The 26,601-nt window shown below is 49.0% G+C and carries 25 protein-coding genes; 16 read left to right on the forward strand and 9 right to left on the reverse strand.

Features of this window, described 5'->3' with window-relative positions; translation table 11 throughout:
• Positions 1-8: 8 nt before the first annotated feature.
• Positions 9-647, forward strand: a complete 639-nt coding sequence (gene sspA, locus N3Z11_RS10080) for a stringent starvation protein SspA (RefSeq protein WP_260657050.1) — start codon at positions 9-11, stop codon at positions 645-647.
• Positions 648-666: 19 nt separating this feature from the next.
• Positions 667-1,110: a ClpXP protease specificity-enhancing factor gene (locus N3Z11_RS10085; RefSeq protein WP_409566864.1), complete on the forward strand. Its 444-nt coding sequence runs from the start codon at positions 667-669 to the stop codon at positions 1,108-1,110.
• A 64-nt stretch (positions 1,111-1,174) separates the two neighbouring features.
• Here N3Z11_RS10085 and ilvY read toward each other — a convergent pair whose 3' ends face one another.
• Entirely contained in the window at positions 1,175-2,059 is an 885-nt protein-coding gene (ilvY, locus tag N3Z11_RS10090) for an HTH-type transcriptional activator IlvY (RefSeq protein ID WP_260657052.1), read from the reverse strand.
• A 185-nt stretch (positions 2,060-2,244) separates the two neighbouring features.
• On the opposite strand from ilvY, the gene ilvC reads away from it, so the two are divergent.
• Together ilvC and N3Z11_RS10100 are read left to right on the forward strand one after the other, a co-directional pair.
• Positions 2,245-3,726, forward strand: coding sequence for a ketol-acid reductoisomerase (ilvC, locus tag N3Z11_RS10095; RefSeq protein ID WP_260657053.1), 1,482 nt, complete (start codon positions 2,245-2,247; stop codon positions 3,724-3,726).
• Between the two features lie 161 nt (positions 3,727-3,887).
• Positions 3,888-4,319, forward strand: a complete 432-nt coding sequence (locus N3Z11_RS10100) for a methylglyoxal synthase (protein WP_260657054.1) — start codon at positions 3,888-3,890, stop codon at positions 4,317-4,319.
• A gap of 10 nt (positions 4,320-4,329) precedes the next feature.
• Here N3Z11_RS10100 and N3Z11_RS10105 read toward each other — a convergent pair whose 3' ends face one another.
• From N3Z11_RS10105 to N3Z11_RS10120, 4 genes are all read right to left on the reverse strand, one after another.
• Positions 4,330-5,364: a M48 family metallopeptidase gene (locus tag N3Z11_RS10105; protein ID WP_260657055.1), complete on the reverse strand. Its 1,035-nt coding sequence runs from the start codon at positions 5,362-5,364 to the stop codon at positions 4,330-4,332.
• Complete coding sequence (locus N3Z11_RS10110) at positions 5,364-6,425, reverse strand: YjgN family protein (RefSeq protein WP_260657056.1); 1,062 nt, start codon at positions 6,423-6,425, stop codon at positions 5,364-5,366. The genes N3Z11_RS10105 and N3Z11_RS10110 overlap by 1 nt, the downstream gene beginning before the upstream one ends.
• A 113-nt stretch (positions 6,426-6,538) precedes the next feature.
• Entirely contained in the window at positions 6,539-7,651 is a 1,113-nt protein-coding gene (gene zapE, locus N3Z11_RS10115; RefSeq protein ID WP_260657099.1) for a cell division protein ZapE, read from the reverse strand.
• Between the two features lie 101 nt (positions 7,652-7,752).
• Positions 7,753-9,789: a S9 family peptidase gene (locus N3Z11_RS10120; protein WP_260657057.1), complete on the reverse strand. Its 2,037-nt coding sequence runs from the start codon at positions 9,787-9,789 to the stop codon at positions 7,753-7,755.
• Between the two features lie 230 nt (positions 9,790-10,019).
• On the opposite strand from N3Z11_RS10120, the gene N3Z11_RS10125 reads away from it, so the two are divergent.
• Genes N3Z11_RS10125 through N3Z11_RS10135 form a run of 3 tightly spaced genes read left to right on the forward strand, consistent with a single transcriptional unit; the run spans position 10,020 to position 13,756 of the window.
• Entirely contained in the window at positions 10,020-11,021 is a 1,002-nt protein-coding gene (locus tag N3Z11_RS10125; RefSeq protein ID WP_260657058.1) for a Fe(3+) ABC transporter substrate-binding protein, read from the forward strand.
• A gap of 54 nt (positions 11,022-11,075) precedes the next feature.
• Positions 11,076-12,710, forward strand: coding sequence for an ABC transporter permease (locus N3Z11_RS10130; protein ID WP_260657059.1), 1,635 nt, complete (start codon positions 11,076-11,078; stop codon positions 12,708-12,710).
• Positions 12,710-13,756 carry an ABC transporter ATP-binding protein gene (locus N3Z11_RS10135; RefSeq protein WP_260657060.1) on the forward strand — a complete coding sequence of 349 codons (1,047 nt, stop codon included), beginning with the start codon at positions 12,710-12,712 and terminating at the stop codon, positions 13,754-13,756. Before N3Z11_RS10130 ends, N3Z11_RS10135 begins: the two co-directional genes overlap by 1 nt.
• A gap of 18 nt (positions 13,757-13,774) precedes the next feature.
• Here the strand turns inward: N3Z11_RS10135 and N3Z11_RS10140 are convergent, their stop codons facing one another.
• The 3 genes from N3Z11_RS10140 to N3Z11_RS10150 all read right to left on the reverse strand — a co-directional run bounded on the left by N3Z11_RS10140 (position 13,775) and on the right by N3Z11_RS10150 (position 17,252).
• Positions 13,775-14,545 (reverse strand): substrate-binding periplasmic protein, encoded by a 771-nt coding sequence (locus N3Z11_RS10140; RefSeq protein WP_260657061.1) that lies wholly within the window; start codon positions 14,543-14,545, stop codon positions 13,775-13,777.
• A gap of 102 nt (positions 14,546-14,647) precedes the next feature.
• Positions 14,648-15,886 (reverse strand): homoserine O-acetyltransferase, encoded by a 1,239-nt coding sequence (locus tag N3Z11_RS10145; RefSeq protein ID WP_260657062.1) that lies wholly within the window; start codon positions 15,884-15,886, stop codon positions 14,648-14,650.
• 40 nt (positions 15,887-15,926) lie between these two features.
• Positions 15,927-17,252, reverse strand: a complete 1,326-nt coding sequence (locus tag N3Z11_RS10150; RefSeq protein WP_260657063.1) for a GntP family permease — start codon at positions 17,250-17,252, stop codon at positions 15,927-15,929.
• 150 nt (positions 17,253-17,402) lie between these two features.
• On the opposite strand from N3Z11_RS10150, the gene N3Z11_RS10155 reads away from it, so the two are divergent.
• The 3 genes from N3Z11_RS10155 (at position 17,403) to N3Z11_RS10165 (ending at position 22,005) form a co-directional block, all read left to right on the forward strand.
• A complete protein-coding gene (locus N3Z11_RS10155) occupies positions 17,403-19,637 on the forward strand; it encodes a TonB-dependent receptor (RefSeq protein WP_260657064.1) in 2,235 nt (744 codons plus the stop codon).
• A gap of 72 nt (positions 19,638-19,709) precedes the next feature.
• Complete coding sequence (locus N3Z11_RS10160; protein WP_260657065.1) at positions 19,710-20,357, forward strand: response regulator transcription factor; 648 nt, start codon at positions 19,710-19,712, stop codon at positions 20,355-20,357.
• A 157-nt stretch (positions 20,358-20,514) separates the two neighbouring features.
• On the forward strand, positions 20,515-22,005 hold the full coding sequence (locus tag N3Z11_RS10165; RefSeq protein WP_260657066.1) for a sensor domain-containing diguanylate cyclase: 1,491 nt from the start codon (positions 20,515-20,517) through the stop codon (positions 22,003-22,005).
• A gap of 424 nt (positions 22,006-22,429) precedes the next feature.
• On the opposite strand, the gene N3Z11_RS10170 is transcribed toward N3Z11_RS10165, so the two are convergent.
• On the reverse strand, positions 22,430-23,401 hold the full coding sequence (locus N3Z11_RS10170; protein WP_260657067.1) for an integron integrase: 972 nt from the start codon (positions 23,399-23,401) through the stop codon (positions 22,430-22,432).
• A 245-nt stretch (positions 23,402-23,646) separates the two neighbouring features.
• Between N3Z11_RS10170 and N3Z11_RS10175 the strand changes: the two genes are divergently transcribed.
• The 6 genes from N3Z11_RS10175 (at position 23,647) to N3Z11_RS10200 (ending at position 26,551) form a co-directional block, all read left to right on the forward strand.
• Complete coding sequence (locus N3Z11_RS10175) at positions 23,647-24,024, forward strand: hypothetical protein (RefSeq protein WP_260657068.1); 378 nt, start codon at positions 23,647-23,649, stop codon at positions 24,022-24,024.
• Between the two features lie 153 nt (positions 24,025-24,177).
• Entirely contained in the window at positions 24,178-24,678 is a 501-nt protein-coding gene (locus tag N3Z11_RS10180; protein WP_260657069.1) for a hypothetical protein, read from the forward strand.
• 129 nt (positions 24,679-24,807) lie between these two features.
• Complete coding sequence (locus N3Z11_RS10185) at positions 24,808-25,077, forward strand: hypothetical protein (RefSeq protein ID WP_260657070.1); 270 nt, start codon at positions 24,808-24,810, stop codon at positions 25,075-25,077.
• A gap of 92 nt (positions 25,078-25,169) precedes the next feature.
• Positions 25,170-25,457, forward strand: a complete 288-nt coding sequence (locus tag N3Z11_RS10190; protein ID WP_260657071.1) for a hypothetical protein — start codon at positions 25,170-25,172, stop codon at positions 25,455-25,457.
• 105 nt (positions 25,458-25,562) lie between these two features.
• On the forward strand, positions 25,563-25,793 hold the full coding sequence (locus tag N3Z11_RS10195; RefSeq protein WP_260657072.1) for a hypothetical protein: 231 nt from the start codon (positions 25,563-25,565) through the stop codon (positions 25,791-25,793).
• Between the two features lie 110 nt (positions 25,794-25,903).
• Complete coding sequence (locus tag N3Z11_RS10200; protein WP_260657073.1) at positions 25,904-26,551, forward strand: hypothetical protein; 648 nt, start codon at positions 25,904-25,906, stop codon at positions 26,549-26,551.
• Positions 26,552-26,601: the final 50 nt, after the last annotated feature.

The raw sequence follows: 26,601 nt of genomic DNA on the forward strand, positions 1-26,601 counted from the left end.
AGGAATTCATGGCGATACCTGCCAACAGGCGCGCGGCGATGACGTTGTTTGCATCGGCCAACGACATGTACAGCCATCAGGTCAGAATGGTACTGGCCGAAAAAGGCGTCAGCGCTGATATTTTGCTGGTCAGCCGCGACAACCTGCCGGAAGATGTGTATGAAGTGAATCCTTACGGTTCGCTGCCAACTTTGCTGGACCGTGATTTGGCGTTGTATCAGGCCGATATCATCATGGAATATCTTGATGAACGTTTTCCACATCCGCCATTATTGCCGGTGTATCCGGTAGAGCGTGGGAAAACCCGGCTGATGATGTATCGGATCAAACAGGACTGGTACGGTATGGCCGAAAAAATTCTGCAAGACAGCGAAGATGCAGCTGAAGCAAGACGTGATTTACGGGAAAGCCTGTTGTCGATAGCGCCGTTGTTTCAGGAAACACCATATTTTATGAGTGAAGAATACAGTTTGCTCGACTGTTATATGTCGGCTTTGTTGTGGCGTTTGCCATTGTTGGGTATTGAGTTGTCAGGCAACGGCGCCAAAGCATTAAAAAACTATATGATCCGTTTGTTTGAGCGTGACGCTTTCCAGCAGTCTCTGACCGAAGCTGAGCGTGAGATCCGCCGTAACAGCCAATATTGAGAACCCGATAGTGATGAAAATGACCCCAAACCGTCCTTATTTACTGCGTGCTTTTTACGAGTGGATAGTGGACAACAATCTGACCCCTTATCTGGTGGTTGACGCTACAGTGCCTGGGGTGAAAGTGCCGTTGCAGCACGTGCAAAATGGCCAGATAGTGCTGAATATTAATCCGTCGGCTGTGGGTAATTTGTTGCTTGGCAACGATGCTGTCACTTTTAACGCCCGTTTTGGCGGTAGTCCTTTTGCACTTTATATTCCGCAGCGCTCGGTACTGGCCATTTATGCCCGTGAGAATGGCGCCGGCACTATGTTTACGCCGGAAGAAGATGACGAGGACGTACTGACCGAAGAGTTGCTGGATGACGAAGTTGATTTGGCCGGAAGTCAAAGTGAGACGCCGGAGCCCGATGATCCGGACGATAAACCAAAACGCCCTTCCCATTTAAGGGTGATTAAATAAAGCAGCGTTTTGCAGCTATAGAAAAACCGGCCATCAGCCGGTTTTTGCTATTCAGGCGTGGGCATTATTTACGTTCAGCAGCAATTTGCCAGAAAGCCCGCATCAGAGGCTCATGTAGTCTTTTTGATTGCATACAAATACCCAAATCAAATGGTTCAAACTGATAATCCAGCGCCACAGTGCGTACCCGCTCCCTGACCGGGCTGTGCAGCACCACAGGTTCCGGCACCACTGCCACGCCGGTGCCAAGGGCCACCATACTGACCATAGCTTCATGACCTTCTACTTTGGCCACCATATTGGGGCTGAAGTTTTCCGCTTTTAACCACTGCTCAAGCCGGCTGCGCGCCGGGCCATGTTCAGGCACTATCATCGGAATGTCCTGCCAGCGAATAGGCGTTTCGTTGAGTAAATCATTCACTTTGCAGGGCACCACAGGGGCAATCAGCTGCAAAGGCAGTTTGGCGATGCTGGTAAAAGCCATATTCAGCGGTAAATTCGGTGGGTAGACTGCCAGCGCCACATCAGCTTCGTCGTTTTTTACTTTATCCAGCGCCACAGCAGCGTCGCCTGTGGTGAGCTGAATTTCTGCCCTTGGGCATAACAGCCGGAATTTATCCAGAATATCGGGCAAATGGCTGTAGCTTGCCGTTACAGTGCAAAACAACCGCAGTTGTCCTTGTAACTCATTGCTGGTTAACGACAAATCCACCTGCAGCTGATGCCAGTCTTCCAGATACTTTTTGACAAACTGTTGAAAACGTACACCAGCCGGCGTCAGTCGCACCGACCTGTTGTCACGGCTAAACAATTGCACGCCTAAATCATCTTCCAGCCGTTGAATAATGCGGGTCAGGGTAGAAGGGCTGACATACAGCTGTTCACTGGTTTTACTGAAGTTCAGGCTGCTGGCCAGATGCTGAAAAAGTTGGGCACTGCGAAGATCCATGCCAAAATCACCATTATTGCAAAAAGTGAAATATTGTATTGAGAATATATCACTTCACGCAATGAGTTGGCTGCATTATTGTGGCTTTATCAAAACGGCACAACAAAGGGTTGTGCTGTTCTGCCACAAAGTGCAGGGCCTTGGGCCCATGTTTTGGCAAATCAGCAAATTCAGGTACAAAGATTATGGCTAATTATTTCAATACGCTGAACTTAAGAGCGCAGTTAAAGCAGCTGGGCAAATGCCGTTTTATGCAAAAAGAAGAGTTTGCCGACGGTTGTAACTTACTCAAAGGTTGGAAGATTGTCATTGTCGGTTGCGGCGCCCAGGGTTTAAACCAGGGTTTAAACATGCGCGACTCAGGCCTGGATATTTCTTATGCCCTGCGTGCTGATGCCATTGCACAAAAACGTAAATCTTTTGTGCAGGCCAGTGAAAACGGTTTTGTGGTAGGTACTTACGAAGAATTAATTCCGACGGCAGATTTAGTATTAAACCTGACGCCGGACAAACAGCATACTTCAGTGGTTAAAGCAGTAATGCCGCTGATGAAGCAAGGGGCCACTCTGGCTTATTCACACGGTTTTAATATCGTGGAAGAAGGCAATCAAATCCGTAAAGACATTACGGTGATTATGGTGGCGCCAAAATGCCCTGGCACTGAAGTGCGGGAAGAATATAAACGTGGTTTTGGTGTACCTACTTTAATTGCAGTGCATCCGGAAAACGACCCACAGGGTAACGGCCTTGCCATTGCCAAAGCTTATGCCTCTGCCACAGGCGGCGACCGTGCCGGCGTATTAGAGTCCAGTTTTGTCGCTGAAGTGAAGTCCGACTTAATGGGTGAGCAGACGATTCTGTGTGGCATGTTACAAACCGGCGCCATTCTGGCCTACGACAAGCTGGTGGCTGATGGTTATGACGCAGGTTTTGCCGCCAAGCTGATCCAGTACGGTTGGGAAACCATTACCGAAGCGCTGAAGCATGGTGGTATCACCAACATGATGGACCGGTTGTCGAACCCGGCAAAAATCAAAGCTTATGATTTGGCTGAGCAATTAAAAGGTATTCTCCAGCCGCTGTTTGCCAAACATATGGACGACATTATTTCAGGCAAGTTTTCTGAAACCATGATGGCCGACTGGGCGAATGACGACAAACAGCTGCTGGGCTGGCGTGAAGAAACCCGTCAGAGTGGTTTTGAAAATGCACCTGTCTCTGCTGAGCATATCAACGAACAGGATTATTTCGACCGCGCCATTTTGTTAGTGGCTATGGTGAAAGCGGGTGTGGAACTGGCCTTTGATACCATGGTTGAGGCCGGTATTGTGGCAGAGTCCGCTTATTACGAGTCGTTGCATGAAACGCCGCTGATTGCCAACACCATAGCGCGTAAACGTTTGTATGAAATGAACGTGGTGATCAGCGACACCGCCGAATACGGCAACTACCTGTTTGCAAACGCCGCTGTGCCTATGCTGCGTGAGCTGGTGAACAATATCAGCCCTGAATTGCTGGGCAAGGGTGTGAACCCGGCCAATAACGGTGTAGATAATATCCGTCTGATTGAAGTGAACGAAGCCATTCGTCAGCATCCGGTGGAAATTGTAGGTAAAAAATTACGTGGTTACATGACAGCGATGAAACGCATTGTGGTGAGCCAATAACTGAGTTTTACGTGGACCTTGGTTGTTTGCCCGGCTTTTTGCCGGGCTTTTTTTTGCCTGGATCCCGGGCTTGGTTCCATAATGGCTGCAGCAACAACATGGTACACAAGGTATTTTTTCGCCTTACCCGATAACACAGCTTTTGATTAATGGAGGTCAACATGAAATCTATTGCTTTGGTGGCACATGACGGTAAAAAAGCCGAACTTTTGGCCTGGGTGCAACAGCACGCGGCATTTTTTCAGGATAAACAGCTGTATGCCACCGGCACAACAGGGCAGCAGCTTAAAGCAACACTTAAACTGCCGGTGCATTGTCTGGCCAGTGGTCCATTGGGTGGTGATCAGCAAATAGGCGCGTTAATCGCAGAGCAAAAAATCGACTGGCTGGTGTTTTTCTGGGATCCGCTCAGTTCACAACCGCACGATCCTGATGTCAAAGCGCTGATCCGGCTGGCGGTGGTTTGGAATATCCCGGTGGCCTGTAACAGCGCCACCGCAGATTATATTGTCAGTTCCAGCTTGTTCAGTCAGGACTACCAGGCGGCAAAACCGGATTTTTCGGCTTACCTGAACAGATTCAGCCAAAGCTGAAACCCCTGTTTTATTTGGGCGTTGTGGTGGGGGCGGGCGGTTTTTTTGCTTGTTCAATCCGTTCGCTGCTGGACGGGTGGGAGCTGAAATAACGGCTCCACTTTTCCAGTGTTTTACTGTCATGTTGCTGACTAATGGCCTCAATTGCATCGGCAAAAGCACTGCTGTTTTTGCCAAGCGCCACTAAAGCGCTGGTGGCAAATAAGTCAGCTTCGGATTCCATATCACGGGAAAAAGCGGCCTGCATTAAACTACTGCCACTGCCGAGCAGCACTTCGCTTAATACTTCCAGATCGCTGAAAATCAGCGCCAGCAGCATAGTGGTGGCAGTGGATTGTGCCAGCAGCTTTAAACCATGCTGGTGCTGCACATGCCCTGCTTCGTGCAGCAGCACAGCGAGCAGTGCATCTGGTTTATCGGCCAGCAAAGTCACCAGCTCATCGGTCACCACTATAGTGCCACCAGGCAAGGCAAAAGCGTTGGCGCCCATGCCTTTGGCCTGGCGAAACCGGATATCGGGCTGAAACAGCAGCGGCTCTGGTAACTGTGCCATGGCAGAGAGCCATTGTTGCCGCCATTGCTGTTGCTGCGCCTGTGGTAAAGCTGAATTATCCAGCAGGGTGTTATCCAGAATTTGCATACTTTGCCGGTCTATGGTGTGACTGACGGATTTGGGCAAATAAGGCACAACTGCTGTGGCAAAACCGGGCAGACCACGGGTTGCCAGCCACCACAACAATAAAGGCACCAACAGCACCGACAGGCCAATCGCCACTTTATGTTGCTCCAGCCGGGTGGCCAGGCTGGCTTTGCCGTTCGCACTCAAGCGTAAGCTCACATCATCGGGCACAAAATAACTGCCATCGTCAAAGTGCAGCTCAGTGGCAAGGCCCGGCAAATCAAGGCCTGTGCTAAAGTTGATGCCTTGCCACAGCACTTCACCTTCAGTACTGCTAACAATCAGCTGCTGATGTTGCCGTTGTAACAGCGCGGCGCAGCAATTGCTGCGCCCGGCAAAATAATAAGTGCCGCTGTAACTTTGCATCAGGTGAGTGAAAAATCAGCGTCGTACAAATCGGCGGCATCTTCGGCAAAAGCAGAAGACTCTTTGGCGAGTTTGTCGCGCATCAGCTCAAGCCCCGGTTGCACCGTCACTTCGGTGTGATCTGCCAATAACCGGCTCATCCGCACCATGGCCCATGGCAGTGCCAAACCCAGGCTGCAGATAATGGCCAGCATATTGCTCAGTTGCACGCCAAATAAAGTGAGCACTGGTAAATCTGATTTAAAACTTACCAGCTCCGGTAATGTGGTGTTGTTGAATAAATGATTACGGATCAGCGCTTTATATACGGAACCTGCCAAAGTCAGTACCACAAAATAACCAAAAAATACCGGAGCCATTAATAGAGGTGAAGGTTCAGCAGTGTTAAACAGCGGGCCAACTGCGGCAATCACACCTACACCCACCAGCAGCAGGCTGATAGCAACAATAACTGCGCCCAGTGTGGCTTTGTAATAAGCGGAAGTTTCGGTCTGCACCTGCAGCTGCTTACCGCCATAACTGATGTTCTGATACACAAACTGATCAAGCTTTTTAATGGCCCATGGCATGGCCAGATATAAGGTAAATACCGACACAAAAGGCAATAACAAAAAATAGATAAATGCGTCGCCATAACTGCCATGAAAACCAAAACGCACGTTGCGGTAACTGGTCATACGCAGGTTAAAACGAATACCCTGCACCATCAGCCAGGGCAGAATAAATAACAACGCAAAACTAAACAGCACTGCCAGAAATGGAATCACTGTAGTGACAAACGAAATAGCAATAAAAACCGCGACTGCCAGTAAACGGCCTTTTAAAATTTGCATTGGGGTGGCGAGGTAACGGAAATTATGGCCGTCTACTTTGGTGTGGCCATAAAAGTATTGTTTATTGCGCACCTTGGCCCAGGCGCTGTAGATGCCGAGCGTGACAATGGTCAGCAGCACATTCACTATCCAGATGCCAAAATATTCACCGGCCTGACCGCTAAAGCTGAGTCTGCTGCGACGTGCCGCTTGTTGCGGCATGGGTTGAGAGGAGACTGAAGTTTCCATAGCACTTTCCTTGTTAATGGTTATGTCCAAAAGTAACAAAATAGTGTATCGCTGCGACAGTCCTTTTGTCGAGCCTCAGATTGTGGCGCAGGGAAGGGCTGTGAATAACGTGGTTAACAGTCAGCCACTGTTGTGGTGTCAGGCGTTAAGACCTGACTGATAGGCCAGCTTTGCATTTCGTAAATCCTTGAAATACAACGCTCGAAAGCAAACTTCAGCTGACTGGCCTGATATAACTCAGTCACAGCCACTTCGCTGGTGAGCAGCAACAAACAGCCTTTTTCGTAACATTCATCCACTAATGCAATAAATCGCCGGGCTTCATTGTCGAGTTTGCTGACAAACACGCTGCTGTGCTCACGCTGATAGTTTTCTTCCACCCCATGCAAAATGGCGGTGTCCGACACCTGATGAAACTGTGGAATGTTTGCCAGCGCAATCAGGCGAAACTGTGCTGCCAGCGCCATATAATCCAGCTGACTGCGTGGCCCTGAGCATAACGCCATAAAATCAAAACCAATAGCGAGCTGGTTACGCCAAAGTGTAGGGATCTGCCGTTGCAGCACTTCAAGCTGTGCACAGGGCTGCAGCGGTCCTGTAAGCTGTGTTGCAGTGTTTTTCAGCCAGTCAGCGTTTTTGCCCACGCCGTAATAACAAAAATCCGCCTGGCCAAGCCTGCGGTAATCCAGACCGTTATCCAGCGCAAGCAGCTGACAATGTTGCTCCAGTAAATCAATAGTTGGCAAAAACCTGCTGCGTTGCAGGCCATTGGCATAAAGTTGCTGCGGCGCAGCATTTGAGGTGGTGACCAGCACCACACCGAGCTGAAACAGCTCCCGCCATAGGGTGCCAAGTAGCATGGCATCGCCAATGTCACTGACAAAAAACTCATCAAAACACAAAAGCTGATAGTTGCTGGCCCAGTTTTTTGCAATCAGTTGCAGCGGATTGGCACTGCCACTCAGTGCATGTAATTCCTGATGCACCCGCGCCATAAAGTGATGAAAATGCAGGCGGATTTTGCGCTTAACCGGCAAATACGCAAAAAAACTGTCCATCAGCATGGTTTTACCGCGCCCCACAGGGCCGTAAATATACAGGCCTGTTGTGGGGGCGCCGGTGCTGAGCTGACCGGCCAGCTGCTGCAACTGTTGCAGGCAGCGCCACTGCGCTTCATCAAACTGCAGCTGGCCTTGTTCGACCTGCTGTTGATACTGCTTAAGCATGTTCACCTGCGATGGCTCCGATGGCGTTCTACCAGTGTTTTTAGCGCCAGCAAATAAAAAAGGCCGCTACGATAGCGGCCTTTTGCAGGGGCGGCAAGCGCTTAAGCGCTTGGGCCTTTGCCGATATAACGTTCCAGCCAGTTCAGTACTTCGCTGTACCAGAACACCGAGTTATTGGGTTTTAAAATCCAGTGATTTTCATTGGGGAAATACACCAGCCGGGCATCCACCCCTTTGCCTTTGAGTACACCATAAACTTCCAGCCCCTGATTGACCGGTACGCGGTAGTCCTGCTCACCGTGGATCACCAGCATCGGGGTTTTAAAGTTTTCGGCGTACATGGCCGGGCTGGCTTTGAGTACATTTTCTTTTTTGTCCCAGGGCGAGCCGGCATAAGCATGCACTCTGTGAATAGTGCTGTCGGAGGCAAACTGCGCCATTAAATCGTAGACACCGGCGTGATTGACTAAGGCTTTGTATTTGCTGCTGTGACCGGCAATCCAGCTCACCAGATAACCGCCATAGCTGCCACCCGCTGCTGCAATGCGGCTTTCGTCGATATAACCGCGCGACACCATATGGTCAATGGCAGCTTCCGAGTCAAAAAATGGCTTAGTGGCATGGTCACCATGAATGGCCTCGGCAAAAGCCTGACCAAAACTGGTTGAGCCATGGAAGTTTGGCATGATGGTGACATAACCTGCAGCGGCAAATATCTGTGGGTTCCAGCGGTAGTTAAAGTTGTCGCCAAAATAACTGTGCGGCCCGCCATGCAACAGGCTCAACAGTGGCCAGCGTTTTTTCGGGTCAAAGTTAGGAGGAAACACCACAAACATCTGAATGGCTTTGCCATCTGAGCCTGCAAAAGACATTTCTTCTACTTTGCCAAATTGGGTGTTTTGCTGTTGCTGATGATTAAACTGACTGATTTGTTTTAAGGTGCGGTTTTTATTGTCCAGATAAAAAATTTCCGGCAGCTGACTGATGCCATGTTGCACCAGCACAAACTGTTGTGGCCCTGCCACCTGGAACTGTTCATTGCTGGCCTGGCGTAACACCTGTTTCACCGCGCCGCCCTGCACCGGAATAGAAAACACCGAGGCTTTTGCTTTGTCTGCGGCAATAAAATACAACATGGTGCTGTCTTTGGAGAAATACCAATCGGACGGTGATAAATCGACATTGGCGGCCATGGCGGTGGCGGTTTTGCTGGCCAGATTAAAGTTCATCAGCTTGACATTGTCTTCGGTAAAATCCAGCCGGCTTTGTGCGCCATACACCAGGGTTTTACCGTCCGGGCTGAACACCGGATTGCCGTCACTGGCTTTGTTGGCTTCGGTAATATTGGTAAATTTGCCACTGCCGTCGGTAGCAAGCAGCAGAATATCGTGGTTCAGCTCGTTGTAGGGCGGGGCACTGGTAATGACACTGACAGCAATAGTTTTGCCATCGGGTGACAGGTCAAACTCAGGCGCGCCGTTTAAATTCATCAGCTGTTTCCAGCCCGGTGTTAAATGGCGGATTTTGCCGCTTTCCACATCTACCGCAAAAAAGTGCGGGTAAGTATCATCGGTCAGCCAGTGATCCCAAAAGCGGTAGACGCGGTTTTCTGTCACTTTGGCACTGACTTTATTGTCTTTTTCTGCTTTTTTGGCGGCCGCTAATTTTTGAAAATCACCGTCAAAACCGGCTGGTACCTCAGCCACAAATAAAATCTCTTTGCCATCCGGCAGCCAGACCGGCGATGACACTGCCACCGGCAGCTGGGTGATATTTTTTGCTTCACCGCCAAACACCGGCAGCACAAAAAGTTGATTCTGCGCATGACCGCGTTTTGACACAAAGGCAATACTACGGCCATCCGGGCTCCAGGCGGGCTGAGTGTCGCTGTCCGGATGCTGGGTCAGCGGCGTGGTTTTGCCGCCAGGCAGTTCAATCAGCTGTAAGTCGGCATTACCTTTGTCAGATTTTAAGTTGTACCTCGTCAGGCTAAACACAGCACGACGGCCATCCGGCGACACTGTTAAACCGGCCGGCCGGGCCACCTGCCAGACAGCTTCGGCACTCAAAGGTTGTGCTTCGGCCAGCGCAAAACCGGAAAAAAGTGCTAACAAACTGATTGAAAAGGCTAATTTCATAAAATTGCTTCCAGTACTGAAGATGGCCCTAAGCATAGGGCATGGCTTGTACAACTGGCAACCGGGCAGTTCAGCGGCGGGGTTTAATCACCTGCCTGCTGCGACGAAGTTTTTGAGAACTGTTCTCGTTTTTGTTTATACTAGCGCTCTTTTAACACGCCGCTGCAGCCTTTGGGCCACTGCAGCAGCTGTCGGGTGTTTTCACCAGTCAATTGCAGAAGGAACAACGGATGAAACGTCAGTTCATGGTGTTATTGTTTTCCAGCGTCGCAGCTTTTGTACAAGCGGCCGAAGTGAATGTGTATTCAGCCAGACAAGAAGAGCTGATTAAACCCGTGCTGGATAAATTCAGCGCCGACACCGGCATTAAAGTGAACCTCATTACCGGCAAACCTGATGAGCTGATCAGCCGGATGGCGAGTGAAGGCCGCAACAGCCCGGCTGATGTACTGATTAGCACTGATGTGGGCCGTTTATACCGTGCCCAGACCCAGGGTTTGTTACAGCCGGTTCAGTCTGAGTTGTTAACTAAAGCTATTCCGGCGCATCTGCGCGACCCACAGCAACACTGGTTTGGTTTAACCTTGCGCGCCCGTCCGGTGATGTACGTGCCTGGCAAAGTGGATCCGGCCCGCATTCATACCATTGAAGATCTGACCAAGCCTGAATTTAAAGGCCGGATTTGTATCCGCTCCTCCGACAATATTTACAACCAGTCGATGCTGGCGGCGATGATTGCCAGTGTCGGCGAAGCCAAAACAGTGGAATTTGCCAAAGGTTTAGTGGCGAACTTTGCCCAGCCGCCAACAGGCGGTGACCGTGACCAGATCAAAGCAGCAGCAGCCGGTGTTTGTGATATTGCCATTGCCAACACTTATTATCTGGCCGGTATGTTTGATGATGCCAAAGACGCCGCAGCTGCTAAAGCAGTCAAAGTGTTATGGCCAAATCAGCAAGACCGCGGTGCCCATGTCAATATTTCAGGTGCTGGCGTAGCCAAACATGCACCAAACAAAGCCGCTGCTCAGCAACTGATTGAATATATGGTGTTGCCGGAAGCGCAAAACTGGTACGCCAGCAAAAACCACGAATATCCGGTACTGCAAGGCGTGGCCTGGAGCCCGGTATTACAGGGTTTTGGCACCTTTAAAGCTGAACAGTTGCCGCTGGTGAAACTGGGTGAACTGAACGCCAAAGCTTTACAGCTGATGGACCAGGCCGGTTGGAAATAAACAGCTTGGAAATAACTTGTTGTTTCTTCTGCTGTTATCTTCGGGCTGCCCCAGATGCCATTAACTAAATTGCATTGGCGGCAGCTGCCGTTGTTGCTGGTGGTGGGGCTGCTGCTGATGCCGCTGTTGGTGGTTTTTAGCAGTTTGTTAAGCCCCGACCTTTCTTTGTGGCAACATTTGCTGGCCACAGTGCTGCCGGATTATCTGCAAAATTCGTTATTGCTGGCGGCCGGTGTAGGTTTAGGTGCTTTGCTGCTGGGCACCAGTCTGGCCTGGCTGATTGTATTTTTCCGTTTCCCTGGCCGTAATCTGCTGCAATGGCTGTTGTTATTGCCAATGGCGATGCCGGCTTACATTATTGCCTACAGCTACACAGGTTTGCTGGATTTTGCCGGGCCTGTGCAAAGCCTGCTGCGTGATCTCTTTGGTTGGCGTTACGGCGATTATTATTTTCCGCAGGTGCGCTCTTTAGGCGGCGCTATCTTGTTGTTATCCCTGGTGCTTTACCCTTATGTCTATTTGCTGGCACGCAGTGCTTTTGCCAGTCAGTCAGAGCGCCTGGCTGAAGCCAGCTTAAGCCTGGGTTTTAGCAGACGGCAGCATTTTTTCCGCGTCACTTTACCTATGGCAAGGCCAGCGCTGATTACCGGCACAGCCCTTGCGATGATGGAAGCTTTTGCCGACTACGGCACAGTACAATATTTTGGTGTGCCCACTTTAACCACTGGTATTTTCCGCACCTGGTTTGGCATGGGCCAACAACAAGGCGCGGCGCAGTTGTCGGCGTTACTTTGTACCTTAGTGCTGGCGCTGATTTATCTGGAACTGGCATCGCGCCGTCAGCTGCATTTTTATTATACAGGTCAAAGCCATAGTGACATTAAAACCCATCAGGTGCGGGGCATTCGCGGTTATCTGTTGTTACTGCTGGCGCTGCTGCCTTTGCTGCTGGGTTTTGTTGTTCCGGCGCTGCAGCTTGCCATGCTGGCGGATTGGGCTGCGCTTTTAAGCAGCGATTATCTCAAACTGCTGTGGCACAGCTTTAGTCTGGCTTTTGCTGCAGCAGTGCTATTGGTGGCGCTTGCTACCTGGCTTTGTTATGGCCTTAGGCTCAACCGGCACTGGCTGGTACAGCTGCTGATCCGCTTAAGTGCTATGGGTTATGCCATTCCGGGCACAGTGATAGCCATAGGCGTGATGTTGCCGCTGGCGTTTTTTGATAATCAGCTCGATTTATTGGCCGAACAATATTTTGGCGTGCGCACAGGTTTATTGTTTTCCGGCACTGTAGTGGCGCTGCTGCTGGCTTATGCGGTGCGTTTTCTGGCGGTGGCTTTGCAAGGTATTGAAGCAGGCCTCGGGCAAATTAAACCAAGTATGGATCAGGCCGCCCGTTCGCTAGGCCTTACACCTTTGCAGGTGCTGTGGCGGGTGCATGTGCCTTTATTGCGTCCTGCGGTGCTGACGGCCTTATTGCTGGTGTTTGTGGATGTGCTCAAAGAGCTGCCGGCCACTTTGTTATTAAGGCCTTTTAACTTTAATACGCTGGCGGTGAAAAGTTACGAACTGGCTTCCGATGAGCGGCTGGCTGACGCTGCTTTGCCGGCGCTCACCATAGTGCTGGTGGGGCTTGGGCCTGTGCTGCTGCTGACCAGAGCGCTGGATAAAAAATCTTCTGTGGGGCACTGATGCTGGAACTTAGTCAAATTGCTGTGGCTTATCAGTCTTTTACCGTGGTGAAAGATGTGTCATTTCGGCTGGCGGCCGGTGAAATTGGCTGTTTGGTTGGCCCGTCTGGTTCAGGTAAAACCAGTTTATTAAGAGCCATTGCCGGTTTTGAAGCTGTGCATCAGGGCGAGATTTTGCTGGATGGGCAACTGGTCAGCAGCGCGACTCAGATGCTGCCAGCGGAAAAACGCCAGGTTGGTGTGGTATTTCAGGATTATGCCTTGTTCCCGCATTTAACAGTGGCGGAAAACATCAGTTTTGGTTTGCACCGGCAGAATAAGGCCCAGCAGCAGGCCAAGGTGATGCAGCTGCTGCAGCTGGTGGGCCTTGAAGGCATGGGCAAACGTTTTATTCATCAGTTATCCGGTGGTCAGCAGCAGCGCGTGGCATTAGCCCGTGCTTTGGCACCAGAGCCAAGGCTGTTATTGCTGGATGAGCCTTTTTCCGGGCTGGACGCCGATTTACGGGATTCACTGGCCAAAGATATCCGTGCCATTTTAAATCAGCTGGGCATTACTGCCGTGATGGTGACGCACGACCAACACGAAGCTTTTGCCATGGCCGACTGGATTGGTGTCATGGCACATGGCATGTTGCAGCAGTGGGGTACGCCTTATCAGCTGTACCATCAGCCGGCCAACAGATTTGTTGCCGATTTTATTGGTCAGGGCGATTTACTGACAGGCCAGATGCTGGACTCCTGCAGTGTACAAACCTGCCTCGGGGTGTTTCGCCAGACAGAGCCAACAAATCTGACTGCAGGTACAACAGTGGATTTACTGGTGCGCCCCGACGATATTTTGCATGACGACCAAAGCCCACTTCGTGCCAAAGTGCTCAGCCGCGCCTTTCGCGGCGCTCATATGTTGTATCAGCTGGAAGTGGGAAACGGTGAGAAGATCAGCTGCCTGGCACCCAGTCACCACCAGCACGCTATAGGTGAGTATATTGGCATCAGGCCGGAAATTGATGATTTGGTTTGTTTTGCCAGGGCGTCAATAGGGTAAATTTGCGCTAAACGTTTGTTATTCCTCCAGATAACGCCGGTAAATTTCAGTGCCTTTGTTTTGAATTTGCTGCTGCCACAGCAGTTCTGCCAGCTTTTGATGTTGTTTATAAAACTTCTGACTGAAAATTAGATAACCTCTGCTGTCGTACAAAGGCGGGTATAAAATTTTCAGGCCGCGCAAACTGATTTGTGCCGGGCTTACTTTTAAATCGCCAATCTGACAAAGCCTGGTAATGGCATTGATGCGGCCTTTTTCCAGCAGATCCAAATCCATGTCGCTGGAGCTGGTGTAGTGCATGGTAAATTTTTGCGGGAATTTGCTTTTTAATGGCGCATAACCCAAAGGCCGCGCCACCACCAGCTGGTCAATACCGCTAAAACCTTCGCCTGTCCATTGCCAGGGGGCGTCCTGCCGGCTGACCAGACAAGTGTGATGCAGATTAAAAGCCCTTGTTGGATCGGGTTGGCCATCACGGTATGGGAATACGGCAAATTCGGCGCGTTCTGTACTGTAACTACCCACCACAGCATCAACGTCCCCTGTGGCAAGAGATGCCAGACAACGTTTCCACGGTAAGCGGATGAGTTTCAGCTCAAGTGCCGGCACTGCTGCCACCAGTTGCTGCACATGTTCAATGGTCGCGCCCGGGTTTTGTTGACGCACTTCAGCGCTATTGCCGTAATAATAGGGAGCTAACTCTTTGTCTTCAAAACAAAAACGAAGTGGAACTGCAGCCTGGGCAGACGAGACAAACATACAACAGCAGAGCAGCAGGATCCCGCGCATAACCTGTTCCGGGTGAACACACATCCGCACAGTATAGCGTTCTGCACACTAAAATCCCGCAGCTTTATTGGCCTGACCCCGCTTTAACACCAGGGATCCGGTTTACTTTGGCTGGGAGCTTTTGGGCTCAGTATTTTTGTGCTCAGTGCTTTTGTGTTCAGTACTTGTGGGCGCATTTAAAAAAGCACTGATCTTGTCGCCAACGCTGGCAATATTCAAAAGCCCATCCAAATGCCCCCACTGCCCCGGAATTTCAGTCAGTTGTGCCGGATTACCGGCCTGTTGCAGCTGTTGCTGGCTGTTCTTCGACATCTCTGGTGTTAATAAAAAATCGCCACTGGCCGGTAAAAACAAGGTTTTAGCGCTGATTTTGCCAATCGCCCGTTGCCAGTTGTCGCCCATACCCACCCGCCATAACTGCGATGCCCGCACCAGATACAAAATGTGATTGGCATCCTGTAGCGTGGCGCGTGCGGCGGCCGCCTGACGCAGCTGCTGCCAGGCGGTTAAATCACTTTGAATATCCAGATGGGCATTTTTATCAAGGGCAGGGGCCGGGTATTTTTGGTTAAAACCAACTGGGTTAGATGCATCCTGGGTGATATAAGCCAGCGCGGTAATTAAACCTTCAGTCGGCTGCGCTGCTTTGCCGTAATAATTGCCTTGTTGCCAGTTGGGGTCGGCTTTAATAGGTTCGGCCCAGCGCTCGAGGCGCACCGCACTCCAGCTGTCGATATAAGCTGTGCCAATAGCGGCTATTAAACGCTTCACTTTATTCGGGTAACGGCTGGCCCATTCAATGGCCTGAAAAGAACCCATCGAAGGGCCAATCACCGCATAAAGGGTGTGGATGCCCTGGCTTTCTAAAAAGGCTTTTTGTACTTCAACAAAATCGGCAATGGTGACTACCGGAAAACTCAGGCCATAAGGCTTTGCTGTGGCCGGATTAATGCTGGCGGGGCCAGTGGTGATCACATTGGGGTCTTTTACATTGGCATTCACCAGCGTATCCATGCTGACGACATAAAACTTGTTGGTATCTATGGCTTTGCCTGGGCCAATAATGGCATCCCAATAACCTGGTGCTGCGTCTGTACTCTGGTATTTGCCGGCAGCATGGGAAGTGCCGGAAAAATAATGGGTAATTAAAATCACATTGGATTTATCGGCGTTGAGCTTGCCATAAGCTTCCCAGCCAACTTTTACCTGCTGAATAGTTTTGCCACTTTGGGTTTGAAATTCTTTTAACTCAAACTTTTGTTTTTTCACTAATAATTCGGCCTGCGCCAAAGAGGGGAGCGCAAAAAAACAACAGACAACCACAACCGACCACAGACGCATCTGCAACTCCTTTAGCTCAGGCCAATGCCAGCGTTAAAAATTAAATCCACTGAAACAATAAAATCGCCAGTAAAGTGCCGACTAACGGCACCAGCACTGTAACAACAGCCACAGGCCAATAAGCGTTGTGATGGCTTTCGCCACAGATAGCACGGATGGTGGTGACCACATAACCGTTATGCGGCAGAGAATCGAGTGCACCTGATGAAATGGCCACCACCCTGTGCAGCTGTTCTGCATCCACACCGCGCTCTAAATAAGTGGGCGCTATTTCCGGCAGCGCTATCACCTGGCCACCCGAAGCCGAACCTGTCACACCTGCTATCACACTCACCGCCACTGCGGCGCCCAATAGCTCAGGCCCAGGCAGCGCCACCACGGCATGCACTATTTGGTCAAAGGCCGGAGTGAGTTTGGCTACACTGCCAAAACCCACCACAGCAGCTGTGTTACCTATGGCCAATAAAGCGCCGGTGACACCGTCGTTTAAGGCTTTATCCAGGTTCTGCACAAAACGGCGGTTTAACAGATATAAACAGAGTACACCGGCTGCCAGTGCCACAATCAGCGCTGCTTGTTGCAGGCTGTGGTGCAGCAGATTCGACAACACCAGCACCACCAACAGCGGAATAATGCCCAGCAGCGGGTGGGGTAAAGCCCGCTCACCCACCACAGGGTCGCTGTCGCGGCCAATAAAATATTCGCCCTGAGTGACCGCTTTATTGATCATTTTTTTCAGCAAGCCATAACCCAAAGCTGCCATAAAAATCGCCACCACGACACTCACTTCCCAGCCGGCATAAGGCGAGGTTTTTAAATATTGGATTGGGATCCAGTTCTGAATTTCCGGTGAGCCGGCCGAGGTCATGGTAAAAGTGACTGAACCCAGGCCCAAAGCGGCCGGAATAAAACGCCGTGGCAGATTGGCGTCTTTAAATAAACTCACCGCCATAGGGTAAGCGGAAAATGCCACCACAAAGACACTGACACCACCGTAAGTCAGCACAGCGCAGGCCAGTACCACAGCGGCCACCGCATGGCCTTTACCGAGCTTTTTAATAATGGCCAAAGCTACAGCATCCGCTGCGCCTGTGTGTTCCATTAATTTGCCAAACAGCGAGCCTAATAAAAACATCAGGAACCAGCTGCTGACAAAAGATGCAAAACCATTCATATAACCGTGCACAAAGTCGCTTTGGCCTGATGCTAATCCGGGTGTTGCTGCCGCAAGCTGCCAGAATGGAATGCCGTTGGTGACAGCCACCAGCAAGGCACACAAAGGCGCCAGAATAAAAAGGTTCACCCCACGCATGGTCAGCACTATCAGTAGCAGCAAGCCGGTCAGCAAGCCCAGGAGACTTAGCATAAACAAATCCTTATCGGTTTTTTTTTGCAGTCTGATCTATCCGTTATCACATCTCTATAGTACTAAGGTACAGATTAACATTTGGTCAAATCGGCCTAGAGTAGAAAAAACTAAAACACAAATAACCGATTGATCAGCAGGAGAAGCCAGATGGCTCATAACAATAAAACAACCCGTCTTTTCCAACCCAATATGCTGGCGCTGGCCGTCAGTAGTGTTTTGTTTGGTGCTGTATTACCCGCCACAGCCCAACAACAAACCAATGACGCCGCCAAAAAAGAAGAAGCCGCACTGGAGGTTATTCAGGTCACAGCACGGCGCACGGCAGAAAACCTGCAGTCGGTGCCTGTTGCTGTCACATCTATTGGTGCTGAAGATTTAAAACAACGTGGCATCGAAAATATCACCACAGTGCAGCAATATTCGCCTAACACCACAATGCAGGTGTCGCGCGGTACCAACAGCACTTTAACCGCTTATATCCGCGGTATTGGCCAGCAAGACCCGCTCTGGGGTTTTGAACCTGGCGTGGGTATTTATATTGATGATGTGTATATGGCGCGGCCGCAGGGCGCAGCTTTAGATATTTATGATGTCGAGCGCATTGAAGTATTACGCGGCCCGCAAGGCACTTTATATGGCCGCAATACCATAGGTGGTGCGGTAAAATATGTCACCAAAGCGCTGTCGGGTGACAACGAATTTGCCGTGCGCGGCACTGTCGGCAACTATGGCCAAAAAGATGTCAAACTGTCGGGCCAAACGGCACTCACTGACAAGTTATTTATTGGTGCGGCCGGTGCCGTGCTCACCCGAGATGGTTTTGGGTCTTACCTTAATACCGGCGATGAAAACTACAACAAAGACATCACCACTGGCCGTTTAAGCCTGCAGTATCAGGCGGCTGACAACTTGCGTTTTAGTTTTGCCGCTGATGAAACCCAGGATGATTCCAACAGTAAAGGTGGTCATCGTTTAACCCCAAGCCTGCTGACTAAAGAAACACCTCCGGATAATGTGTACGACTCTAACACCAGTATGCCGGTTGATAACTCGGTAGAAACCAGCGGTCAGTCGCTGACTATGGCCTGGGATGTCAATAACGACTGGACTATCAAAGCCGTATCAGCACGGCGTGAAGGGGTCACCGATACCAATATCGACTTCGACTCCACCCGTTTGCCCTCTTTAGACGTACCGGCTTTTTATGAAGATGAACAAACTTCACATGAACTGCAGTTTTTGTATAACAGCAACAAACTGAAGTTTGCCTCTGGTTTGTATAAGTTTAACGGCGAAGCCTGTGGTGCTTTTGGCACTGTGATAGTGGCGGGCGCCGGTGTCACAGTGGAAAACGGTGGTTGTGTGGACACCGACTCTATGGCTGCTTATGCCCAGGGTACCTATCAGTATGATGACCAGTGGTCATTCACCTTAGGTGGCCGTTATACCGAAGATGACAAAGACGCTCAGGTATACCGTTATATGTATCTGGGTTACAAACTGCCACGGGTGCCAGCCGCGAATCCACCATTACAGGTACAAACCAACTTTGAGAAAAGCGCCAGCTTTAACCATTTTTCACCCCGTGTTGGTTTTGAATATCAGGCCAATGATGATCTGATGGTCTACGGCAGCTACACCGACGGTTTTAAATCCGGTGGTTTTGATATGCGCGCTGTGAAGTCACTCAACCCAAGTGCCGACGAGCCTTATCAGCCGGAAACTGTGGATACCTTTGAGCTGGGTATTAAGAGCGAATGGCTCGAGCGCCGGCTGCGCTTAAACGCTGCGGTATTTGCCGCTGCTTATGACGATATGCAGGTTACAGTACAACGTGCTGTGGGCAATAACGTGGCCTCTCAGGTATTAAATGCCGCCAGTGCCGACATTAACGGTATTGAACTGGAAGCCACTGCCGTTGCCACCGATGCGCTGCAATTTAACCTGATTGTGGGTTATACCGACGCCAAATTTAATGAAGTCATTTTTTATGATGCGGCCAGTAAAACCAGTACCGACGTGTCGAATTTGTGGTCTTTTGCCAATACACCAGAGCTCACTGCTACTTTAGGTACAAAATATACCGTCGCTATGATGGGCGGTGAGCTGGTGTTTAACGCCAACCTGGCACAGCGCAGTGAAACGCAGATTTTTGAATTGCCTTCAGTGCTCGATAGTGGCGGTTATACGCTGTTAAACGCAGGCGCTACCTGGTATGCACCGGATGGTCATTGGGATGTGTCGCTGCAGGGCCGTAACTTAGGCAATAAACAAGTGCGTATTGCCGGTTATAACTTCCCGCTGCTGGCCGGTGAGCAAACCATTACCGCTTATTACAACGACCCAAGAACTGTCAGTCTGACTGTTGGTTATCGGTTCTGATGCGAAAAGATGTTGCCGGGGCGTTCGCCCCGGTTCATCATCGACTTCTGCTTGTGTTAACTACGGTTTTATATGATTGCCATTATTGCCGATGACCACCCGTTATTTCGTGTTGCGCTGTCGCAGGCGCTGCAGGCTATTTTAGGCCCGCAGGCGGAGCTGTTTCAGGCGCACAGCATGGCGCAGCTTTGGCCTTTACTTCGTTCTTACCCCGATACCCAACTGATTTTACTGGATTTAAAGCTGCCAGACGCCGAAGGTTTTGCTGCTTTAACCGCACTTCGCACCGAATACCCCGATATCAGCGTGTTGATGGTGTCGGCCATTGAAGAACCCGCTGTGATTAAACAGGCGCTGCAATTAGGCGCCGCCGCTTATTTACCAAAATCTGCACCGCTGGAAGTGTTGTCCGAAGCTGTGACTGCTGTACTGGCAGGTGAGCGTTGGTTGCCAGCCGAGCTTGGTGCATCTGTTTCGCAAGCGCCCGATTTAATTGATCAGCAATTTGCCAGTGCGCTGGAGCAACTGACACCACAGCAATTTCGGGTGTTAAAAATGATTGCCGATGGTCTGCTGAATAAACAAATTGCCTATGAAATGAATGTGCAAGAAACCACTGTCAAACAACATGTTTCCGCCATTTTGCGCAAGCTGGAGGTGAATAACCGCACCCTGGCCGGCATTATGTTTGAAAAACTCAAACTGCCGGATAATCTTTAAGCCTGCCACTTGCGGGCCTGTCTGCTGTGTTGTTTGCAGGCAATAAAAAGTACTCGCCAACGGCATTTGAGCTGATATGCTGGTGAAATCAGTTTCAGGCAGCAGATAAGGGTTAAAGCCTGGCTATTTAACCCCGGATTGCAGGTAGTACCGCCCCATGAGCAATTTTCCACTGTTATCACATCAAAGCAGCACGGCGCCCTGGCTCGACTGGCTGAGGCAGGACCACTGGCTGGCAAAAATCAGCCTGCAATTGTTGTTACTGTTGCTGTGGTTATTGGTGTGGCAGCTTGGCCGGCTGGTGGAGTATACCGAACATGCCAGTGTCTGGTTTCCGGCTTCAGGCTTAAGTTTTGCTGCTTTGTTGTTATTTGGTCTGGCCGCTGTGCCTGCACTCAGCATCGGTGCTGTGCTGATGACACTGTGGACTGTGCAGCATTATCAATTGCCGCTGGACGGGGGCGAGTCTATCCGCGCCGGTATGTTATTTGCCGTGGCGCACTTGTTGCCTTATGGCCTGGGCGCCTGGCTGCTGCGGCTGTTGTTACAGCAGGGGCAACGTCACTTACCTAAGCTTATTATTATTTTTCTGCTGATTGCCGCGCTCAGTTCTTTAGCTGCAGCTGCGGCTGTGATCACCCAATTGGTATGGTGTCAGATGTTGCCGGCCGATGCCGTGCTGAGCACCTGGCTGCCGTTCTGGATAGGCGATATGGCCGGTGTAATAGTGCTGGCGCCGTTTTTTATTATGCTGCTTAGTATGTTTCACCGCAGTGCACTGCGCCGTTTGCACGACATGCTGGACCTGCAAAAAATTCAGTGGAGCAGGCCCTTATTTGCCAAAATGCTGCTGAATTTGTTGCTGCTCACCTGTGCCATGATGCTGGCGCAGTTATTCCATACCGACAACAGTGCTTTTGCCATCTTTTTTCTGGTGATCCCACAAATGTGGCTGGCCTGCACTGAAAGTGCCCGGCTGAATGTGCTGAACCTGGCGCTCTCGAGCTTTTTAATTGCCTTTTGGGTGCATGTATTTGATTTATTTGAGTTTGTCATGGTGTATCAGTTTGCGATTAACGTGATTGCCGCCAACACCTTAGTTGCCATGGCACTGCCCACTTTAATTGAAGACAACACCAGATTACGCCGCATGGCCTTTACCGACAAAGTAACCCGGGTGGCCAACCGCGAATGGCTGGAACAACAAGCCAGCATTGCCATAGCACGGGCACAAAGGGTGCAGCAGCCGTTGTCGCTGATGGTGTTTGATGTGGACCATTTTAAAAATATCAACGATTTATACGGCCATCAGCTGGGCGATCAGGCGCTGTTATTGGTGTGTCAAACCGCACAACAATGTTTAAGGCCGTCTGATTTGCTGGCCCGTTATGGTGGCGACGAATTTGTGGTGGTGCTGCCCGACACCCCGCTGGCGCTCAGTCAGCTGATTGCCGAACGTATTGCCCGGCAATTACGCCAGGCCGCTTTTACTCAGGATCAATATCTCACCGCCAGTTTTGGCGTGACTGAATGGCAAGCCGGCGAAGATTACGCCACTGTATTCCACCGGGCTGATAAGGCGTTATATCAGGCAAAACTGCAGGGGCGGGATCGGGTAGCCGTGATGGCGGCAGGCGCTTCTGCTTGAGCGGCAGCTCCGCATCTGTTGTTAATGCTGCAACTAAGCTCTGTTGCTGAAGAATAACTTGTAGCTTTGGTAACGTGCATGCGACTGCATTATTGCAGCTGTTCAAGTTGATGCAGCATCTTTTATTTTCAGCTTGCAGCTGATGGTGCTGTGACAGCGGAGACTCGCCTCCGCGGGCGAGTCACTTTTTGTATCGACAAAAAGTGACGCAAAAAACGCCCCCGGGATCGCTCGAAAGCCCGTTGTTTTGACTCGCTTTTGAGACGCAGCCTGCTTTTTAGAATCACGGGGCGACGGCTGCTAGCGTCAGCCGTCTCAAGCAGTTGGCGTCTTAAAACCTCAAAACCGGCCAAAACAACTGCTCGCTAAACGGGGGGGATTTTTTGGCAGCTGATGGCGCTCTGTAAGCTTGGCTAGATAAAGTTTAAGACTGCAACAATAACGACAAAGGGCTTTTTACTGCATTGCCACCACGTTGCAGCACATGGGTATAAATTTGGGTGGTTTTTACATCATTATGCCCAAGTTGTTCCTGCACTGTGCGGATGTCTACTCCTGCTTCCAACAGATGTGTAGCGAACGAATGGCGCAAAGTATGGCAGGTCACATTCTTCTGAATTTTTGCCCTTTGAGCTGCCACTTTTATCGCCCGCCGTACTGTGGTTTCGTCTAAATGATGCCGGCGTATCAACTTTGATTCAGGATCCTGGCTAAGAACACCAGACGGAAATAAATAGTGCCAACCGATTTCTTTTGGCGCGGCCGGATATTTGCGCGCTAATGCAAAAGGTAACCAGACACCGGCATATGCCGGGTTATGCAAATCTACCTGAAAATATTGTTGCACATGCTCGATCTGTAACTTTAAAGTGGGGACCAGCTCCGGAGCCAGCGTAACCCTACGGTTTTTATTGCCTTTGCCTTGCCAGACCATCACAGATAAATAATCAAAATCTATATCTTTCACCCGCAACCTTACCGCCTCCATCAGGCGCAAACCACTGCCATACATTAGCTGTGCCAGTAGTTTGTATTTGGGCTCAATTAAAGCCAGCAGCTGCTGAACCTCAATGCGGGTAAGAACCACAGGGAGTTTTTGTGGCACGCGCGCCTTATTAAAATTAAGGTTTAGCGACAGCGGACGTAAAATAATATGGCGATATAAAAAACTCAGTGCATTCAAAGCGGTAGCCTGAGTTTTGACGGCTACAGTCCGTTGATTGGCAAGGTAAGACAAAAATTGCTCTACCTCGGCATCCGACAACTGATTCGGGTGGCGTTTATGGTGAAACAAAATATAAAACCTGATCCAATACACATAGGTGTCAACAGTGCGTTTGGCATAACGCCGCGACACCATAAACTCCCTAACGTAATCTAAAAAAGGTGAGGCCATTTTTTACACCCGAATAGCTGTTTAAATAAACAGTGGTTCGGTATGAGTAAAAAATCCACCAACTTGCATAGCTTCTGTATAGATTTTGTCGGCCATAATTTTAGTGATTTAAGAAAAAAATGTTGAAATAGAGTTACATAAGCGCTAGTTTGGCATGAGTAAAAATCATGAAAGAAGGCCGAAAAATGTTCGTCTTGCGGGCACTTCGCCTTCTATGAAATTGTTAAGAGTTATCGAGGCTCTAGATGCAAAGTAAAATATTCACATTTTTTACAATGGCATTAATAATATGCCTCTACTTTCTAGAAGGTATTCTTTTCAATCCTTTAATCATATGGACAGCTTTACCAATTTATTTGGCATTTTTCATTTTTAAATCAGCCGCTAAAGCAAAACTAACACAAAAGATTTTTGCAGCTTATTTCTACCTATTGGGCAGCGCTGGTTATAGTCTCTACTATCATATACTTTGGTACTTCGATATAGACGGCACAAAAACAGCGGGGTCTACTTCAGCCTTAATATTTATTGTATTCCCTGTGTTTGCGATAGTAATTGGTGCGCTATCTTGGCTTTTTGGTTACTTTGTCGGTGTAGTATATGAGTCAGAGAAAAACTCTTAACAAGTTGCTCAACCCCGTTCACTACGTTCACTGGACGGCTGCGCCTTTGCAAATGTGTGGTTTTGCTTCGCAAAACTCTGCCACACATTTACAAAGTCACATCCGCCGGTTAGCAAGGCGTTAGCTACCCAGAGGGCGCACAGAGAGATTCTTATGAAGTACCAGTTCGTTTTCGTCTTTCTGATGCAGTCGTTCTTTTTAAATGCAGAACCTGCATTAGTAGTAAAAAAATTGCTTGAGACCTCGCCAGAAACTATCGAAGAATCGATGGAGAATCTTGATTCTCTGAAAATACTAAAGAAAGAGGGTGTCATAGCTGAAAAGGCTAATTTTCAAGGTGATTATCATCATTTCTACTTTCCAAAAAAAGAGATAGAAATATTTGGCGCAAAGTTAGTCGCGTTGGATCATGAATATCTCGCTGAATATATAGGCTGCTGTGTTGACCCTGGTGTCGCAGTAGTGTTGAAAAAGGTGGATGGTTTTAATTCTAATGAGATAGATACTTTTGCAAAGCAGAACTCGTGCAAAATAAATGACATAGAAAAAGCATTCATTCCTGATTTAGTAATGAAACAGCTTGGTCATGTAAATGATAAAAAATATCTGTTTGAGCTTTCATGCAAGCAAAACGATAAACGCCATGAATATTAAGCAGTTGTTTTTTTACTGTGAGTCATTATGTTTCGGTCTTTCGGCTAACAAAGCGCGGCACTTTGCGGCCTGCTGCCGCGGCGACGCTCACCCATGTTCGCGCGCGTGCGCTTATAGTTAGGCTCTCATATGAACATCGACATATTTGAACTAGAAGAATGCCGTGCAGAGATTCAGAAAATTACTGAACGAAACGATCTTGATGTGTATTCGCTGCGGGCCCTACTTGTAATAAAAGATCGATTATCGGAAATTGCTGAAAGGTTGAATTCCGAACCAAATAAAACACATGGAGTAATAGCGCGCTTGGTTGTTGAGCAAAACCCATCAGTACTTTCTCCAGAACTAGGCAGGAAGCTTATAGAAATTGAAAAAAGTCTCGGCACCAGAAATGCCTAACAAGCGCCTTAAACAACGCGGCCTGCGGCCGCTGGACTCGCAACAAGTTGCTCGCCGTTTAGGCGATAGTTATACAGAGTACGGAAACTAAGATGCATTTAAGTGATATAGCAAAGTATAAATACCTAAAGTTTTTCGGCTATTTATGTATTTTATTTGGTTTTGTAAGTGGCTACGGGGCAATTCAAAACTTTTTCGATCCCGACTTTTTCGTCATCATCAATGACGTTAAGCGCTCAGATCCAGAGGCAAAACTCATCAGCCTAGCTTTTCCCGCGGTATCTATATTTATCGGCATTTTACTTAATCTAATTTCCCAAAATGAAGTTACATCAATAAATAATGCTCGTGATAAATTCTGGTCTATTTTCAAAAAGTAAGAGCAAGTATAACAAGCCGCGTCAATTGCAGCCTTCGGCTGCTGCGACGCTAACAAGTTCGCGCGCTTGCGCGGGGCGTTATGTGGGCATCGCTGAGTAACGAACATGGATAAATACCCCAAGATCGAAAAGTACGTTGTAGCGAGTGATGTTGGTAGCCGGGATGGAATCGGAATTGAGATTTATTCTGGCAACAATATGATTCTGGAAGTCTTTCGCGATGACACTAAAAAGACCAGAGAAGTAACTCTTTACAAAAAGGAACTCGATCTAGAGCTTGTTGAGCAAGCAATTGCACTGTTTAAAAAGGAAATCCCGTGGGAATTTCAAGAATAAAATTGGCTTGTAACTCGTCACATAACAAGGCCCGGCAGCACGCAGCCTTCGGCTGCTGGACTCGCTCCGCTCGCCGCTGCGGGCGTCGTTAGGCTTATCAGGGAGAGAGCGTGAAATTCAATATTGCAGTATTTTTATTGTTAAGTTTTATTTCATTTGGCTGTTTCGCTACAGCTCAAACACCCGACGCAATCGAAATTAATCATGTTAAATATCGTTTAAATACAAATCCGTTAGAAAAGTATTTAACTGAGATTAAATGGGAACCACCAAAAGAAGCCTCCATTTCATCAGCAAACTGGAGAGGTTATGTAGCATCTTGGAAAATTGAGGCAGGTAATTTGCTTTTAACAGATGTCACAATAAGTGTTATCTCAAAAACTAAAGAGCACAGTTATGATGATTTGAGTATTTTAAATAGTATCTTACCTAATAAAAAAGAAATTATTGCTTACTGGTATTCTGGAGTGTTAATTATTCCCCACGGGAAAATCACCAACTATGTTCATATGGGGTATGGGTCAAGCTATGAAAAATACATTGTTTTACGGATAAATCGAGGGGTGATTATAGAACATCTTGATTTAGTGGAGACTGAGTTTGAAACGTATAAACGACGAAAATTTCAAATATTCAAAGAGACTGCAAAATTCCAAGAAAATCTTAAAAATTTAATGAGTGATGAATACAACTTGTCGGAATATGAAGCTTTGGAATTTATGCAAAGTTTTTATGCTGAATATTATCTATCGTTATAAAAGTAAGCCTAACAAGCCAAGTCAATGGGGCAATTTTAAGCTGGCTCCCG

Source organism: Rheinheimera sp. 4Y26, assembly GCF_025245835.1.
Lineage (GTDB): Bacteria > Pseudomonadota > Gammaproteobacteria > Enterobacterales > Alteromonadaceae > Pararheinheimera.